Origin of the sequence: Devosia nitrariae (genome assembly GCF_030160115.1) — a bacterium.
Lineage (GTDB): Bacteria > Pseudomonadota > Alphaproteobacteria > Rhizobiales > Devosiaceae > Devosia > Devosia nitrariae.
The window spans coordinates 91,518-107,836 of the sequence record NZ_BSNS01000011.1 but is presented as its reverse complement, the minus strand read 5'-3'; the positions used below and the strand labels follow the sequence as shown (position 1 = coordinate 107,836).

Sequence of the window (16,319 nt, the reverse complement as noted above, 5' to 3'; positions counted from 1 at the left end):
TCCTCCGCGGCTGAAGGGTCATTGGGCGGTACTGGCTTTTGTCCTGTGTTTGGCAAAGCCGAGGCCTAGCACGAGCAGCTCGGCTGCCCGTTCTGCCGCCTCGGCTTCCACATAACAACGCAGTTCGGGTGCGTTTCCCGAGGCGCGATAGTGGATGATGTTCCCCTCTGCGAGCGTCAGCCGCACGCCGTCCGTGGTGTCGACCCCGGTAACCGGTCCGATGCCGTCGAGCTCGACTGAGTGACGAACGTCGTCCAGAAAGATCGTGCTGACCTCCCGGCTGACCTCGGTCAGCCGATCGCTGCGGGCGTCGCGGAACCCGAATTCGGCGGCAATGGCCGAGAGCGGCATGCGGCGCTCGGCGACCGTTGCAAGACATGCCAGAATCGGCAGGAGAGCGTCACGGGTCGGCAGTGGCGCTAGGGTGCGGCCTTGGCGACGGGCCTGGGTCGCGAGGAGCACCCCGCCATTGGCCTCGAAGCCGACGATGCACCCCCCGCTCTGCTGGCGCGCCGCGGCCATCCCCTCGATGACATAGGGTGAACCGACACGGGTGCGCACCACATGGGCGAAGCGCCCGCCATGCTCCAGCGCCGAATTGGCTGTGACCGGAACAACGATCACCGCTGCGCCGAGCCAATGGCTGGTGATGGCGCCGACGAGATCCCCCCTGACGAAGCGCCCATTCTCGTCGGCGATCAGCGGGCGGTCGCCGTCGCCGTCAGTCGAGACGATGGCGTCGAACTGGTCCACTCGCGCCCAGCGCTCGAGCGATGCGATGTCCTGCGGGCGCATGGCCTCGGTATCGACGGGGATGAAGGTTTCGGAGCGCCCAAGCCGCTGGGCGTCGGCGCCGAGATCGGAGAGGACGTCGACCAGCAGGTCGCGGGCGACCGAGGAATGCTGATATACGCCGATGCGAAGCCCGGAGAGCGGCTCGCCGGGCAGGAAATGGAGATAGCGTGACTTATAGGTATCGAGGGCCGTCTGGTCGGCTTCGGCGGAAGACGAGGCTTTGCCGTCGCCTGCCGCGATCCAATCGACCCGCTGGGTTATCGCGGCTTCGTCGCCTTTGTCGATCTCGCCGTCAGGGCGGTAGAACTTCAGCCCGTTGCGATCGTCCGGGATGTGGCTGCCCGTTATCATTACGGCCGGAATGCCGCGCGCGGTGGCAAATAGGCTGAGGGCGGGCGTCGGTAGTACACCGCAATCAATGACTGTCAGCCCCATATCTGCTATCGCGGCCTCGACCTTGCTCGCTATGGCGGGGCTCGAGGACCTGAGATCCCGTCCCAATGCAACCTGTGAACTCGCCGAAATGGTGCCGCGATCGATCAGCACCTCCAGAAAGGCCTGCGTGTAGAGATATGTCGGCGGACCATTGAGTTCGTCAGAAAGACCTCTCAATCCGCTCGTACCGAATTTTAGGGAGGTTTCTTTCATTTAGTCATCCCAAAAGCGTCCAGAGACGGAGATGACCTAGAGGCAAATTGGGTCCAAGACAACACGCTAAGCGCGTGCATAGCCATTCGAGGGTGCTCCGCTGCAGAGTTGTCAACCCTGAAGCACGAATAGCGGTTGGTGTCGGGCCTTTGTGGTGGCGCGGAGTACCAAGTTCCTCGTGGGCCTGAACCGGAACGGAGAGGAATCCCGGTCGAATGGCAAGTGGCCCGCAGCCACACGGGCTGTGAATGCCGACCCGGTCCTGCGCCTTCGCCACTTTAAAAATCCCAAAAGGATTCTATGGTCGCGCATTGTGCCCATGTCCGCCCATTCGGCGATTCTGGCTCCCTTCCGACTACAGGAAGAAGTCGCTCTCGAGGAGCGAAAGCACGTCGGATAGGCTAATCTGGAAATCCGCCGTGCCGTCGCCGTCCACGTCGCCTGAGACGAAGCCATTGCGGAAACTCAATTCGCCCGCTCGGCCGGTGAAGGCCTCGTTGCCGATGAAGTCGAAGGCCTGATCTCCCGACGCCCCGGTGTTGGCATCGATCGATCGCAGATCCAGATGGTCAATGCCCGATACGAAATCACGGACGGCGTCGTGCGCCGAGGTCGACGAGTCGTTGACTGAACTGTAGATGAAGATGTCCGATCCGGCATCGCCGAACAGAATGTCTTCGCCGCCGCCGCCCAGCAGCCTGTCATTGCCACCGCCGCCGATTAGGGTGTCGTTGCCACCGCGGCCGTAGAGGATGTCATTGCCGGTGGCGCCATAGAGGACGTTGGGGGCATTGTCGCCGCGTAGATTGTCGTTGTAGCGGGACCCGTGGAGACGCTCGATGGAGGTGTAGGTGTCACCCACCGCCTCGCCAGTGTTGAGGCTCGGAGAAAGCAGGTCGGCCAGGACCCCAGCCGTAGCTAAGTGGTAGTGGGCGAAGTCAATGCCGTTGCCGCCGTCGAGCCGGTCTGCTCCGACGCCGCCGACAAGCTTGTCGGTGCCGTCACCGCCAAGGAGGACGTCGTTGCCGGCGCGGCCGTAGAGGAGGTCGTCGCCAGCGGCGCCATAGAGGACGTTGGCGGCATTGTCGCCGCGCAGGTCGTCGTTGTAGCGGGAACCATAGAGGCGCTCGATGGACTCATAGAAGTCGCCCGCGGCCTCGCCGGTGTTGATGCTTGGCGTGAAAAGGTCAGCCAGGACTCCGGCCGTGGCCAAGCTGTAATAGGCGTAGTCGCTGCCGTCGCCCCCCTCGAGCCAGTCCGCCCCGGTGCCGCCGACAAGCTTGTCATTTCCATCGCCGCCACCGAGGAGGTCGTCGCCGCCAAGGCCAAAGAGGGTATTCGCGGCGACATTGCCGACGATGGTATCATGGCCAGAACCACCCTTTGCGATCTCGATCAACGAGCGGGTGTCACCCTGGTAGAGTAGCGCATTGGCGATGTTGCCCGTTGCCACTTCCGAGCCGAAAACGTTCAACCATGCCAATTGTTCACCGGACGTACTTGTCCATCGGCCCGGGCGCAGGTCGACCTCGAGGTTGGTGGTATAGTTGGAGAAATCATAGGTATCGGTGCCGCCGCCGTCCCAGACGGTCTGGAAAATGCGGTTGTCGCCGGGCTTGCCTTGCCCCGCGCCGTTGACGAACATTTCCCCGGTGGCCGGGCTCCACTTATAGATGGTGTTGCCGGAATTGGTGCTGAAGTTGGCACCATAGAGATGCTGGAGCGCGGCGATGTCGTACATCATCAGCGACTGCGCGTAACCCCACTCCTCATTGACGAATGTGTCCTCGTCCGCCCCGATATAAGACTTGTAGCTCATCACCGTGTACTCCATCGAGTCACGGTCCGCCGGCATGATACTGCTCCCGTGGTGCGGGTGCTCGAGGCCGAGCGTGTGGCCGAGTTCGTGGATGAAGCTGGTGAAGGCGTAGTTGCCCTTCTTCGGGGCGTCGTAATATCCGCTGGAGTTGTTGAACCACGCGTCGCCGCCCTCGGCGTTCGTCGATGGCATGTAGGCCCAGGCGGTTGAGGGGGTGTTCGACTCCGCCAGCCTCAGATCTGCGTGCCGGCTCGAGGTTTCGGTGATCTCGGTGAAGGTGAGGTTGGCGACCGCAGCGAACATGGCGAAGGCCGAACGCGCGGCCGCCTGTTGGTTGCCGTTCAGCGCTTCGAAGCCGTTGGTCGGTTCGCCATTGCCGTAGCCGGAACCGTAATAGGTCCCGCTGGTCGGAAAGCTGTAGCTGAAATTGTTGACTGCCCATTTCGTATCGCCGATCAAGCCATCGACATAGGCATTACCGGTCAGGCTCGCACTGGCGGCTGCAGGCATTCAACAAGTCTCCGAAATCTCGATGTGGGCACGGATGGAGAACTGTCGGTCGGCATTTAGGCCGAACACCTTCTGTGGCTCTCTCCGTCGGCAGCGCACATATGACCATTCCTCCATCTCTAGCAATAGAATCTTGCGAAATTGCTCGCGGAAAAGGATCACATTTCTCTGACCGGCTGGTAGAGACAGTAGTTAATGATATGTTAATCCGCTACTCAGGCGAGATGATCAGTATAGTCGGAGCCGAATCTTGCGGCCAGCCCCCACAGCTGATTATCGTGGCGTCATCTCTTCTCGATGGCCTTTGTCCTGTCGGCGGCGAAACCGAGACCGATGGCCAGCAATTCGGCCGTCCGTTCCGCCGCCTCGGCTTCCACGTAGCAACGCAATTCGGGTGCGTTTCCCGAGGCGCGATAGTGGATGATTTCCCCCTGCGCGAGCGTCAGCCGCACACCGTCAGTGGTGTCGACATCCGTGACCCGTCCAATGCCGTCGAGCTCTTCTGACTGACTGACATCGTCGAGGAAGATCGTGCTGACTTCCGGGGCGACCTCGGTCAGCCGATCGCTGCGGGCGTCGCGGAAACCGAATTCGGCGGCAATGGCGGAGAGCGGCATGCCGCGCTTGGCGACCGTTGCAAGGCACGCAAGGATCGGCAGGAGAGCGTCGCGGGTCGGCAAGGGCGCAAGGGTGCGGCCCTGGCGGTGGGCCTGGGTTGCGAGCAGCACCCCGCCATTAGCCTCGAAGCCGACGACGCATCCTTGCGTTTGCCGGCGGGCTGTGGCCATCCCCTCGATGACATAGGGGGAGCCGACACGGGTGCGCACGACCTGGGCGAAGCGCCCGCCCTGCTCCAGCGCCGAATTGGCCGTGACCGGAACGACGATCGCCGCTGCGGCGAGCCAATGGCTGGTGATGGCGCCGACGAGATCTCCCCTGACAAAGCGCCCGTTCTCGTCGGCGATGAGAGGACGGTCGGCGTCGCCATCAGTCGAAACGATCGCATCGAACCGGTCGACGCGAGCCCAGCGCTCGAGCGAGGCGACGTCCTGCGGGCGCAAGGCTTCGGTGTCGACCGGTATGAAGGTTTCAGACCGGCCGAGCCGATGGGCATCGGCGCCGAGGTGGCACAGAACGTCGAACAGCAGGTCGCGGGCGACCGAGGAATGCTGATAGACGCCGATGCGCAGCCCCGCAAGCGGCTCGCCGGGCAGGAAATCGAGGTAGCGCGCCTTATAGTCCTCGAGCGCGGTCTGGTCGGCTTCGGTGCTCGAGGAGGCGACGGCGCTGCTTGCCGGGACACGGCAGACCCGTTCGGTTATCGCGGCCTCGTCGCGTTTGTCGATCTCGCCAGCGGGCGAATAGAACTTCAGCCCGTTGCGATCATCGGGGATGTGGCTGCCGGTTATCATGATGGCCGGAATGCCGCGGGCGGCGGCAAAGAGGCTGAGCGCGGGGGTCGGCAGCGCACCGCAATCGATCGCCCGCAGATCCAGATCCGCCACCGCGGCGGCGACCCTGCCCGCGATGCCAGGGCTCGAGGACCTGAGGTCCCGTCCTAATGCAACGTGCGACCCCGCCGAAACTGTGCCGCGATCGATCAGTACTTCGAGAAAGGCCCGCGTATATCGGTATGCCGGAGGGCCATTGAGTTCGGTCGCCAGGCCGCGCAACCCGCTCGTGCCGAATTTGAGGGAGGTTTCGCTCATTGGGATGTCGTGTGCTGCAAAATTGTCAACCTTGGGGCATCTGGATAGGAGGACGGGCGGATACGACACCCTAACGCTGGCCTAACACCCGTTGCGATAGTCGATGCTGGCCCGGCCGGCAAGCCGAGTGGCGAAGGTTCCGGAGTTGGGAGGGTGCTTGAACGCTTCAGGGATTGTAAGCGCGGTTTGCACAGGTTTCGTGCCCTGTTCGCACACCTTGCGGCTGGTGATGCATCTCGAGATGGGCCCTCGCCTGCGCGAGGGTGACATCGGGGATGTTGAGGCACTGGTTCGGAAGCCGAGGCCGCATTGGTGTGAACATCGTGGCTCTGTCCGGTCCGTGTCGTATGCGATAGCCCTGCGGGGCTATGGCGTTGGGAGCGGCGGTCCGCGCCCGTTTTGCCCCCGTACGGTTCAACCACGGAGACGTACATGCGTGTGCTAGTCGTCGAGGACGAGCGGCAGCTGGCCCAATCGATTGCGGAGGGGCTCCGGCATCATGCGATGGCGGTCGATGTCGCCTTTGACGGCGCGGCCGGGCTCGAGCGGCTGGGCGTCAACGACTATGATGTCGTCGTTCTCGACCGGGATCTGCCGGTCGTTGGTGGCGACGAGGTGTGCAGGGACCTGGTCGCCGCCGGGGCCGAGACGCGGATCCTGATGCTGACGGCGGCGACGGCCGTGACGCAGAGGGTGGCGGGGCTGGGGCTTGGGGCGGACGACTATCTCACCAAGCCGTTCGCCTTTGCCGAGCTCGTGGCGCGGATCGAAGCGCTGGGGCGGCGGGCGCGGCCGGCAACGCCGCCGGTCATTACGCGGTCCGGTATCCGGCTCGATCTCCACCGTCACCTGGTTGAGCGCGAGGGCCGGCCGGTGCCGCTCTCGCGCAAGGAGTTCGCCGTGCTCGCCGAACTGATGAAAGCCGATGGCGGCGTGGTCTCGGCCGAGCACCTGCTCGAAAAGGCCTGGGACGAACAGATCGACCCGTTTACCGGGGTGGTGCGCTTTACCGTGATGAATGTCCGACGCAAGCTTGGCGATCCCCCGGTGATCGAAACCGTCCAGGGGGTAGGGTACCGGCTGAAATGAAGATCCTCGGCTTCCCCTGGACCATCCGCACCCGGCTGACGCTGCTTTACGCCGGCGCATTCTTGCTCGCGGGCGTGGCGCTGATCGCTTTCATCTACCTTTTCCTCGGCCAGGTGCTCGAACAGCAGTTCATGATCCGCACCGCCCCCGGGGCGCCGCCGCTCGAAGAGACGCCCGGCGCCCTCGACCAAACGCGCCGCGTCGTGGACATCATGATCCGCCGGGCGCGGGTCGACACGCTGCAAACCATGCTGATCGCATCCGGGGTCTTCGTTGCGGTACTGACCATCGCGGCGGGTATCATCGGCTGGCTTGTGGCGGGACAGGCTCTTCAGCCGCTGCGCAACATCACCCTCACCGCGCGCCGCGTCGCCGACCGCAGCCTTCATGAGCGGATTGCCCTTGCTGGCCCCAACGACGAGATCAAGGATCTGGCGGACACGCTCGATGCGATGCTCGAACGCCTCGACCGTGCGTTCGACAGCCAGCGGCGGTTCGTCGCCAACGCCTCGCACGAGCTGCGCACACCGCTGACCATCACCCGCACCCTGATCGAGGTGGCGCTGATGGAGGCCAAGGCAAACGCCTCCGTGCGCCAGCTCGGCACGACGCTGCTTGCCGTCAACGAGCGGCATGAGAGGCTGATCGACGGCCTCCTGACCCTTGCCGGCAGCGAGGAGGGCGCGGCCGGACGGCACCCCCTCGACCTTTGCGAGGTTGCCGCCCATGTCGTGAACGAGCAGGTGACGATTGCCGACAAGGTCGGCGTGCGCCTCGATGCGGACGTGCGGCCGGCTCCGATGCTCGGCGACGGGTTCCTGCTCGAGCGGCTGGTGCAGAACCTTGTCGAGAACGCCATCCAGTACAACCTTGCCGAAGGCGGCTGGGTGCGGATCGCCACCGGCATGGAAGATGGCCAGGCGACGCTTCGTGTCGAGAACAGCGGACCGCAGGTGCCGTCCTACGAAATCGCGAGCCTCTTCGAGCCGTTCCGGCGGCTGAAATCGAGCGAACGGCTCGCAGAGCCGGGGCGGAGGGCGATCACGCGCGGTGCCGGGCTTGGGCTATCGATCGTGCGCTCGGTGGCTCGTACCCATGGCGGCGAGGTCGAGGCGGTCGCGCGCACCGAGGGCGGGCTTGCCGTGACGGTGCGGCTGCCGGCGGCGGGGGATGTCGGGGACGACGTGATTTCGCCCGGTACGTGACTGGGGGCTCGCGTGGGTCGGGTGGGGACGGTCCGGCGGGGTGGGATAATTCGGGATGCGAAGAAGACCCCCCTCCCAACCTCCCCCACAAGGGGGGAGGTGCCGGTCTGGCGGGCTTGGCAAAGTCGTGCCACGAGTACCTAGCCAAAGCCAGTGTGTGTGGCGCGATCTCACCAAAGGCACAAACGCTCACCTCCCCTTGATGGGGGAGGCCAGGAGGGGGTGACGCGATGCTGCAGGAAGCACAAGGTCAGGTGCGCTTTGCGTCATCGCAAACCCCGGTGCTCTAACGGCGGTCTAACAGCCGATCTCCTAGAACGGTCTCGACCAAAAGGAGATCGATCCATGACCAGACCGGTAAAGCGCGCGCCGACCTCACTCAAATGGGCGACAGTCGGCGTTCTATTGTCCATCAACCTCGGCGTTGCCGCGCAGCAGCCAACCGGCGACGACCAAGAAGCCGCCCTCGCCTATGCCCAATGCATGCGTGAGAACGGCTTTACCGAGTTCCCCGACCCCACGCCCGACGGCCGGCTGCAGATGCGGGTCAACCCGCAGTCGGCGCCGCGGTTTCGTGCCGCCAGCCAGGCGTGCCGGGATCTGGCGCCCCCGGGCTTTTCCGACGACAAGCCGTCGGCCGAGCAGATGGACGCGCTTCTCGACCTTTCACAATGCATGCGCGAGAGCGGCATAGCCGGATTTCCCGACCCCAGCTCGTCGGGCAACTTCGACCTTTCCGCTCTTGCCGATGCGGGCATCAACCCGCAAAGCCCTGCCTTCGAGGCCGCGATGTCGGCGTGCAGGCGCGGGCTTGGCAACGTGCCGATGCGCATCGGTGGGTGATGCGATCGAGGTTCATTGCGATCGGCGCGGCCGCAGTTCTTGCCAGCGGTGCCGTGGCCGTCGTGGTCTTTACCTGGAACGGGACGAACGCCGAGCCATCGCCCGGCCGTTCCCGCCTGCCGCCGGCAACGGCCGAGGTCCGGCGTGGCCCCATCGTCGAGACCCGCACGGTCACCGGCACGCTGGGGTTCGGCGATCTCTCGTCCGTGCGCCCGCGCCTCAAGTCCGGGACGGGCATGGTGACCTGGCTCGCGTCCGAGGACACGACGGTTGCGCGCGGCGAGCCGCTCTTTGCCATAGACGGGCAGCCAGCGATCGTCTTTTATGGCGATTTTCCGCAATACCGTACGCTGCGCTTTACCGCCGAAAGCATCGAATGGGTGGAGCTCGAAACCGCGCGGGATACGGTCAGGGCCGGTACGCTCAAGCTTGCGGCCGAAAAGGCGCGGTGCGCGGACGCGGAGGCGCGGCTCGCCACGGCGCGCGCCCGGCTTACCGACAGCCATGCCGATGAGCCGGCAACGCCCGAGTTCGCCGACCTTGCCGGCGCCGTCCGCTCGGCCGAGGAGCGCCTCGAGCGGGTGCAACGGCTGGCCGCCGCCAATGTCGCCCCGTCGACCGAGGTGACGGCTGCCGAGCGCGAGCTCACGGCCGCGCGCGCCGCGATCGAGGCGGCCACCAGGAACGCGCGCGAACAGGTGTCAGCCGCCAAGATCGATCTCGCGGCGGCCGAGGAGGCCATCGCTGCGGCCGAACGGGCGCTCGTCGATCTCGATGACCGCCTGGCCACTCTCGAGGCGCAGGCCTCGGGCGCGAGCGACGTGGAGCAGATCCAAGCGAACCTTGCCGCGCTCGGTTATGCCGGCACCCTCGCATCGATGGTGCGTACCTGGCAGGCCGATGCGGGGCTGCCAGCAACGGGCATCATCGAACCGGCGCATATCTTCGTCGTGCCGGAGGCCGTCAAGGTCGCCGAGCACGTGGCCAGCGTCGGCGAGACCGTCTCGGACACTTCGTCCGAGCGCCTGACGGTCCTCGACTATACGGGCACGCAAAGGTCGGTCACGGTTCCGCTGACGGTTGCCGACCGCCCGCTCGCAACCGAAGGCGGCGCCGTCGTCGTCACATTGCCGGACGGGACCGAGGTCGATGGGGCCGTCGCGACCGTCGGCAGCGTCGTCACCGATGGCGAGATCGAGGTGACCATCGACATCCCCGACCAGCAGGCCCTCGGCACGCTCGACATTGCCGCGGTCGATGTCGAGTTCGTCAGCGACCGGCGCGACGACGTGCTCTTCGTGCCCGTGACGGCGCTGCTGGCGCAGTCCGGGGGCGGCTTTGTCGTCGAGTTGATCGAGGGGCAAACGAGCCGCCTCGTGCCGGTCGAGACCGGCCTTTTCGCCGAGGGCCGCGTCGAAGTCTCGGGCCAGGGAATCGCCGAGGGCACGCTGGTGGGCGTGCCAGGATGAGCGCGTCCGGCGAAGCGATCGTCCGTCTCGAGGCTGTCGCGCGCACCTATCCCGGAAGCGTGGCGGCATTGCGCGGGGTCGACCTCACGGTTGCGCGCGGCGAGCTGATGGCGATCGTCGGGCCATCGGGGTCGGGCAAATCCACCATGCTCAACCTCATGGGGACCCTCGACAAGGCGACGAGCGGGCGCGCCGTCATCGACGGGTTCGATGTCGCCAGCCTCAGGGATGGCGCCCTCTCGGCGTTGCGCGCCCGCCGGATCGGCTTCGTCTTCCAGCACTTCCATCTGTCGCCGGGCGTATCGGCGCTCGACAACGTCGCCGACGGCCTCCTCTATACCGGCATGAGCCTCAGGGACCGCCGGGCGGCGGCCGAGGCAGCACTGGTCGCGGTCGGCCTCGGGCATCGCCTCGGCCACAAGCCGCACCAGCTCTCGGGCGGCGAGAAACAGCGCACAGCCATCGCCCGCGCCGTCGCGCGCCAGCCGCTGCTGCTGCTGGCGGACGAGCCGACCGGCGCCCTCGACAGCCGCTCGGGCGAAACCGTCATGCAATTACTGCTTTCTCTCCACGAGGCGGGGACGGCCGTCGTCGTCATCACCCACGACCGGGCGCTCGCGTCACGATTTGACCGCCAGGTCTCGATGCTCGATGGCCGGATCGTTGCCGACGAGCGGAGCGTTTCGACATGAGCGTCGCGCTGCGACCGGCGCGACTCAATCCGCTCGACGTGGTGCGGCTCGCCGCCTATGGCCTCCGTGCCCGCCCGCTGCGCGTCGTGCTCTCGGCGATCGGCATCTCCATCGGCATTGCGGCGATGGTCGCGGTGGTCGGCATCTCGACCTCGAGCCGCGCCCAGCTCAACCATCTGCTTGCCGCGCTCGGCACGAACCTCCTGACCGCCGAACCGGGCACCAGCTTTTTCGGCGAGGCGGCGACCCTGCCCGACGCATCGGTCGCCATGGTCGGGCATATCCCAGAGGTCAGCGCGGTCAGCGCCGTCGGCCAGCTCGCCGACGTCAATGTCTATCGCAACCGCGAGATCCCCGAGGCTCAGACGGGCGGCATGGCGGTCTACGCGGCGCGGCTCGACCTCATCGAGACAATCAGCGCCGAGCTCGCCTACGGCACCTGGCTCAATGCCGCCACGGCCACCTACCCCACGGTCGTGCTGGGCGCCCGGGCCGCCGCACGGCTGGGCATCGGCGCCAATACGATCGGCACTCAGATCTGGCTGGGCGGGCAGTGGTTCACCGTCATCGGTATCTTGGCGCCCGCATCGCTCGCACCCGAACTCGACTATGCCGCGTTGATCGGCTGGCCAGCCGCAAAGGCTTATCTCGATTTCGAAGGCGATATCACGACGCTCTATCTGCGCACGGACCCCAATGCCGTCGAAGCGGTCCGCGATATCCTGGCGCAGACCGCCAATCCGGCAGACCCCAACGAGGTCGACATCTCCCGGCCCTCCGACGCCCTTGCGGCCGAGGCTGCCGCGGATGTCGCCTTCACCGGGCTCCTGCTCGGGCTCGGGGCGGTCGCTCTCCTCATCGGGGGGATCGGGGTTGCCAACACCATGGTCATCTCCGTTCTCGAACGGCGGGCGGAGATTGGGCTGCGCCGCTCGCAGGGCGCCACGCGCGGTCACATCCGCATTCAGTTCTTCGGCGAGGCGCTGTTGCTCTCGGCGCTGGGGGGCGGCACCGGCATGGCGCTCGGCGCTGCCGTCACCGCCGCTTATGCGGCGCTGCAGGGGTGGCCCGCCGTGGTGCCGCCCTGGGTCCTTGCCGGCGGGACGCTCGCAACCCTCGCCATCGGCGGCATCGCCGGGCTTTATCCCGCCATCCGCGCAGCCCGGCTCGCGCCCACCGAAGCGCTGGCGGCTTGAGGGGTCAGTCGAGCTTTTTGTCCCGCGCCATCACCCTTTCGATATGGGCCAGCACCTCCGGCACTTCGCCGGGCGTGCGCACGGTATAGTCGGGCACCTCCTCGCCGTCTGCCGGCAAGCGGCTGCGGCGGGAGGACCAGCTCTGCCAGATGCTGATCAGCCCCAGGCGGTTGGCGCCCTTGATGTCGCGAGTGAGGTGGTTGCCGATCATCACCACTTGGCCGGCATCCTCGGCCGACAGGCCAAGCGCATCGAGCGCGGCCGCGAACATGCGCGGATCCGGTTTGTCGCAGCCGACGGCTTCCGAGATGATCTCGGCGCACAGGTGCGGGCGGATGCCGTGGCGCCCGAGGATGGTTTCGAAGCTGCGCACCCGGCCGTCGGCGACGAGCGCCATGCGGTAGCCCTCGCGGGCCAGGGCCTCGACCATCTCGCGCGCACCGGGGATCAACTCGGCCTCGATGACGTATCCTTCCCCGTCGAAGACTTCCGTGCCCTCGTCGACCAGCGTGTCGCCGCTGTCGAGCAGCACCGCCTTGATCAACTTGCTGTCGGCCCCGACCTCGCCGATCACCTCGGGCACGCGCGCGGCGATGTATTCATAGAGGTCCGGCCAGGAGAGGAAGTGCACTTCGGAGAGGTCGAAGCGCTGGCTGAACTCGAACGAGGGTTCGAAGGCGTGCGTCTCGAGATGGCGGCGCACGGCGCGGTGGTTTTCGGCCGTGACGTGAGAAAAGCGCTGCTCGAACATTTCGTTGATGAGCACGCCATCTATGCCGGCGAGCTCGCGGCAGGCGGCTGTCATCTCCCGCTTCTTGGCGATGATCGCATCGGGCGCGGCGTGGAAGGCGTGCTTGCCGGGTTCGGAATAGAGCGTCACCCGCCCGTCCTCGACCGGCAGGCTTCCATCCGGCCGCGTCATGGCAAAGAGCCGGCCATGGGCACTGGCGTCGATGCTGACGATGTTATCCTTCCCGTCGAGCTTCAGCCACACGTGCTCGAGCTCGTAGAGGTGGCCGATGTCCCAGTCCCACCAGATGGCGTATTCGATGACGCGGGCGACGCCCGGTCCGAAGGTGACCTCGAGCGGCGCCGAGGATGAAGTGCCCGGCGCATCGAACACCGTCACGCCGACATGGCTCGGCAGGAACGGTTCGTTGGCGGCAAAGCGGATGACCGGCGCCAGGCGCCTGGCAAGGGAGAGATCGCTGCTCGAGAGCGGCGCGCGCACGGAGCGCCGGGGGTCGTAGTTCATAGGTGCGTTACTCGATTCGAAGGCGGACTGATCGGCTCGAAAGCTTCTAATCGTTTTGCGCAATCTTCGCACCCTTGCGCGCAGCGGAGAGGGCTTACGCCGCAGTCACCGCGCCGGGTGCCGTGAGGGCAGCGGCCGACCGGACCACATAGGCGCAGCGACGGGCGCCGGCGACGATGTGCTCGCTGCGGCTGACGGCGGCGTCGGGGCCGAGGACGGACTGGAAGACCTCGAGCTCTGCCCGGCAGAAGCCCTGGCAGGCGATGGCGGCCGCGCAGATCGGGCAGTGGTTCTCGACCAGCATCAGCGTGCCGTCCGCCTCCTCCCACCAGTCGGCCATATAGCCTTCCTGGGCGCGCAGTTTCGCCAGGGCGGCGACGCGGTCGCGCAGGCTCGCGGTCCCTTCCATGGCGGCCCGGTAGGCGGTGGCGGTCCGCGCCTCACGCACGGCAATGATCCGGTCGAGTGCTTCCTCGCCCAGATCCTCGCGGACGATCGCGAGCAGCTGCACGGTCAGCGCCGCATGGGTATCGGGAAAACGAGCCTCACCGGCCGCGGTGAGGCTCCAATACTGGGTCGGACGGCCGACGCCCCTGGCCTCGCTCGTTGCCGCCACCAGCCCGTCCTCTGCCAGCCGCGCCAGTTGCTGGCGTGCCGCCTCGCCGGTGGTGCCAAGCATGCGGCCGAGAATGGCCGCCGAGACAGCCCCGTGCATCTTCAGGGCCATCAGCACCCGCTCGCCGGGGCTGCGCGGCGACCACTGCATATTTTCCAAGCTGTCGCTTGACATATTCCTCGGCATGTTTTTCAAAGATAGTGCTTGGAAATTAAACAGGCGATGCGCCGAATGCAAGCGCGGCGCCGAAACCGAAAGGAACCTCCCCATGTCCTTCACCCTCCCCGCCCTGCCCTATGCCCACGACGCGCTGGCCGCCCGCGGCATGAGCCAGGAGACGCTGGAACTCCATCACGACAAGCACCACCAGGCTTATGTGACGGCGCTCAACGGGTTCGTTGAAAAGAACGGCGACCTCGCGGGCAAGTCGCTCGAGGAGATCATCGCCTTGGTCAAGGACAAGCCGGACCTGGCTCCGGTGTTCAACAATGCCGGCCAGCACTGGAACCACATTCACTTCTGGCAGGCGCTCTCGCCCAATGGCGGCGGCATCCCCGGTGGGCTCGAAGCCAAGCTCGCCTCCGATTTCGGCAGCGTCGACGTGTTCAAGGACGTGTTCAAGACCGCCGCCACCACCCAGTTCGGCTCCGGCTGGGCCTGGCTGGTGCTCGGCACCGACGGCAAGCTCAAGGTCACCAAGACACCCAACGGGTCCAACCCGCTGGCAACCGGTGAAGGCAAGCCGCTGCTCGGCCTCGACGTCTGGGAGCACAGCTACTACGTCGACTTCCGCAATCGCCGGCCGGACTATGTGACGAACTTCCTCGACAAACTCGCCAATTACGAGTTCGCCGAAGCGAATTTGAACGCGGCGTAAGCCCCCCTCATCCGCCCCTGCGGGGCACCTTCTCCCACGAAGGGGAGAAGGGAGGGGTGACCACCGTTGCTTTCGGTGCGAAAAGGCCGTTCTGTACGAAGCTTGGAATAGGCCGCCTCCCCTTCTCCTCTCCGTGGGAGAAGGTGGCGCGAAGCGCCGGATGAGGGGGCGTGCCGCCATATCGGTAGCCTGACTATGACCTACATCGTCACCGAGCAGTGCATCGCCTGCAAGTACATGGATTGCGTCGAGGTTTGCCCCGTCGACTGCTTCTATGAGGGCGAGAACATGCTCGTCATCCATCCGGACGAGTGCATCGACTGCGGGGTTTGCGAGCCGGAGTGTCCGGTCGAGGCCATCCGCCCCGCGCTCACCGCGGACGATGACGAATGGGTCGAGTTCAACGGCAAATATGCGCGGATCTGGCCCAACATCACCGAGATCGGCGAGGTTCCCGCCAACGCCAAGGAGATGCAGGGCGTGCCGGACAAATTGAACCTGTTCTCGGAAAAGCCGGGGACGGGATCGTGACCGTGCCGGTGATCGATCTGCTGGCGGCCGGCACGCTGCACCTCTCCGATACAAGCCAGCCGGCGGTCAGCGGCGCGGATTTCCGCGAGGCGATGTCGCACATGGCCTCGACGGTCAGCGTCGTCACCGCCGCCCATGAGGGCGAGACGCTGGGGCGAACGGCAACCGCCGTCTTCTCGCTCGCCCTCGAGCCGCCCTCGATCCTCGCCTCGATCAACATCACCAGCCGGCTTGCCGACCTCATTGTCAAGTCGCGCGGCTTCTCGCTCACTATGCTCGCCAGCGATCAGCAGATCATCGGCGATGCTTTTGCCGGCAAGTTCGACGACCGATCGGTGGGGCTCGACCGCTTCTCCTTCGGTGTCTGGGGAAACTGGCCCTCAGGCAATCCCCTGCTCTACGGCGCGGCCGTCGCCCTCGACTGCGAGCTCGTCGGTTCTATCGAAACACAAACCCATGTGCTTTTTGCCGGCGGCGTCATCGAGACTGAGGTCGCGCCCGCCAAGCAACCCCTGATCTGGCACCGGCGGGGATACGCGCAACTGCGCTGATCACGCCTGCCTCAGCGCCACCAGTGCCGCGAGTTTAGCCGGAACGGACAGGTACGTGCGGATCAGCTCCACCCGCTCGGGCGTGTAGTACTGCTCCTCGTGCAGCATGTTGAGCGTGCCGACGAGCTCATCGCCAAGGATCACCGGCATGTTGACCACCGATCCACAGCCCAGCGAGCCGATGAGTTCATGGTCGGGAAAGACCTTGGCGATGTCGGCGAGCGTATTGGCGATGAAATACTCGCGTGCCTTGTGGACGAGGTCGAACCAGGCATCGTAGCGGATCGGCTTGGTCCCCGAGACCGGGTAGCTCGCGGGGTCGCTGGTATAGGCCCGGCGCGCGAGTTCGGCTTCCATGTCGACGCTCATGAATGTGAAGAGCTTGGCGCCGACCAGCGCTTGCGTCAGCGCCTGCAGCGCCGTGAACGCCTCTTCGCCCGTTTTCGCCCTGGCGATGGCCGTGTCGAACTGCGCGATGGCCGCGTTGATCGTGTCTTGCGTCATTCACAAATAC

Annotated in this window: 15 protein-coding genes; 9 read left to right on the top strand and 6 right to left on the bottom strand. The window is 65.7% G+C overall.

The window, feature by feature from the left end; all coding sequences use genetic code 11:
• Positions 1–18 precede the first annotated feature (18 nt).
• The 3 genes from QQK18_RS11080 to QQK18_RS11070 form a co-directional block, all read right to left on the bottom strand.
• The gene (locus QQK18_RS11080; RefSeq protein WP_284340403.1) at positions 19–1,443 is read right to left on the bottom strand and encodes a phosphomannomutase; all 1,425 of its coding nucleotides are present in this window, start codon (positions 1,441–1,443) and stop codon (positions 19–21) included.
• Between the two features lie 355 nt (positions 1,444–1,798).
• The gene (locus tag QQK18_RS11075) at positions 1,799–3,772 is read right to left on the bottom strand and encodes a M10 family metallopeptidase C-terminal domain-containing protein (RefSeq protein WP_284340402.1); all 1,974 of its coding nucleotides are present in this window, start codon (positions 3,770–3,772) and stop codon (positions 1,799–1,801) included.
• Between the two features lie 284 nt (positions 3,773–4,056).
• A complete protein-coding gene (locus QQK18_RS11070; RefSeq protein ID WP_284340401.1) occupies positions 4,057–5,481 on the bottom strand; it encodes a phosphomannomutase in 1,425 nt (474 codons plus the stop codon).
• 432 nt (positions 5,482–5,913) lie between these two features.
• On the opposite strand from QQK18_RS11070, the gene QQK18_RS11065 reads away from it, so the two are divergent.
• The 6 genes from QQK18_RS11065 (at position 5,914) to QQK18_RS11040 (ending at position 11,975) form a co-directional block, all read left to right on the top strand.
• The gene (locus QQK18_RS11065) at positions 5,914–6,570 is read left to right on the top strand and encodes a response regulator transcription factor (RefSeq protein WP_284340400.1); all 657 of its coding nucleotides are present in this window, start codon (positions 5,914–5,916) and stop codon (positions 6,568–6,570) included.
• The gene (locus QQK18_RS11060; RefSeq protein ID WP_284340399.1) at positions 6,567–7,775 is read left to right on the top strand and encodes a sensor histidine kinase; all 1,209 of its coding nucleotides are present in this window, start codon (positions 6,567–6,569) and stop codon (positions 7,773–7,775) included. Before QQK18_RS11065 ends, QQK18_RS11060 begins: the two co-directional genes overlap by 4 nt.
• Positions 7,776–8,120: 345 nt before the next feature.
• Entirely contained in the window at positions 8,121–8,618 is a 498-nt protein-coding gene (locus tag QQK18_RS11055) for a hypothetical protein (RefSeq protein WP_284340398.1), read from the top strand.
• Entirely contained in the window at positions 8,618–10,087 is a 1,470-nt protein-coding gene (locus QQK18_RS11050) for an efflux RND transporter periplasmic adaptor subunit (protein WP_284340397.1), read from the top strand. The genes QQK18_RS11055 and QQK18_RS11050 overlap by 1 nt, the downstream gene beginning before the upstream one ends.
• Entirely contained in the window at positions 10,084–10,779 is a 696-nt protein-coding gene (locus QQK18_RS11045) for an ABC transporter ATP-binding protein (RefSeq protein ID WP_284340396.1), read from the top strand. The genes QQK18_RS11050 and QQK18_RS11045 overlap by 4 nt, the downstream gene beginning before the upstream one ends.
• Positions 10,776–11,975, top strand: coding sequence for an ABC transporter permease (locus QQK18_RS11040; protein WP_284340395.1), 1,200 nt, complete (start codon positions 10,776–10,778; stop codon positions 11,973–11,975). Before QQK18_RS11045 ends, QQK18_RS11040 begins: the two co-directional genes overlap by 4 nt.
• Positions 11,976–11,979: 4 nt before the next feature.
• On the opposite strand, the gene QQK18_RS11035 is transcribed toward QQK18_RS11040, so the two are convergent.
• Together QQK18_RS11035 and QQK18_RS11030 are read right to left on the bottom strand one after the other, a co-directional pair.
• Entirely contained in the window at positions 11,980–13,230 is a 1,251-nt protein-coding gene (locus tag QQK18_RS11035) for an HAD family hydrolase (RefSeq protein WP_284340394.1), read from the bottom strand.
• 94 nt (positions 13,231–13,324) lie between these two features.
• Positions 13,325–13,996 (bottom strand): helix-turn-helix transcriptional regulator, encoded by a 672-nt coding sequence (locus QQK18_RS11030; protein WP_284340393.1) that lies wholly within the window; start codon positions 13,994–13,996, stop codon positions 13,325–13,327.
• Positions 13,997–14,114: 118 nt separating this feature from the next.
• On the opposite strand from QQK18_RS11030, the gene QQK18_RS11025 reads away from it, so the two are divergent.
• From QQK18_RS11025 to QQK18_RS11015, 3 genes are all read left to right on the top strand, one after another.
• Positions 14,115–14,723 (top strand): superoxide dismutase, encoded by a 609-nt coding sequence (locus QQK18_RS11025; RefSeq protein ID WP_284340392.1) that lies wholly within the window; start codon positions 14,115–14,117, stop codon positions 14,721–14,723.
• A 195-nt stretch (positions 14,724–14,918) separates the two neighbouring features.
• Positions 14,919–15,254, top strand: a complete 336-nt coding sequence (gene fdxA, locus QQK18_RS11020; RefSeq protein WP_284340391.1) for a ferredoxin FdxA — start codon at positions 14,919–14,921, stop codon at positions 15,252–15,254.
• Positions 15,251–15,805: a flavin reductase family protein gene (locus QQK18_RS11015; protein WP_284340390.1), complete on the top strand. Its 555-nt coding sequence runs from the start codon at positions 15,251–15,253 to the stop codon at positions 15,803–15,805. Before fdxA ends, QQK18_RS11015 begins: the two co-directional genes overlap by 4 nt.
• Here QQK18_RS11015 and QQK18_RS11010 read toward each other — a convergent pair whose 3' ends face one another.
• On the bottom strand, positions 15,806–16,309 hold the full coding sequence (locus QQK18_RS11010; protein WP_284340389.1) for a GAF domain-containing protein: 504 nt from the start codon (positions 16,307–16,309) through the stop codon (positions 15,806–15,808).
• Positions 16,310–16,319 lie beyond the last annotated feature (10 nt).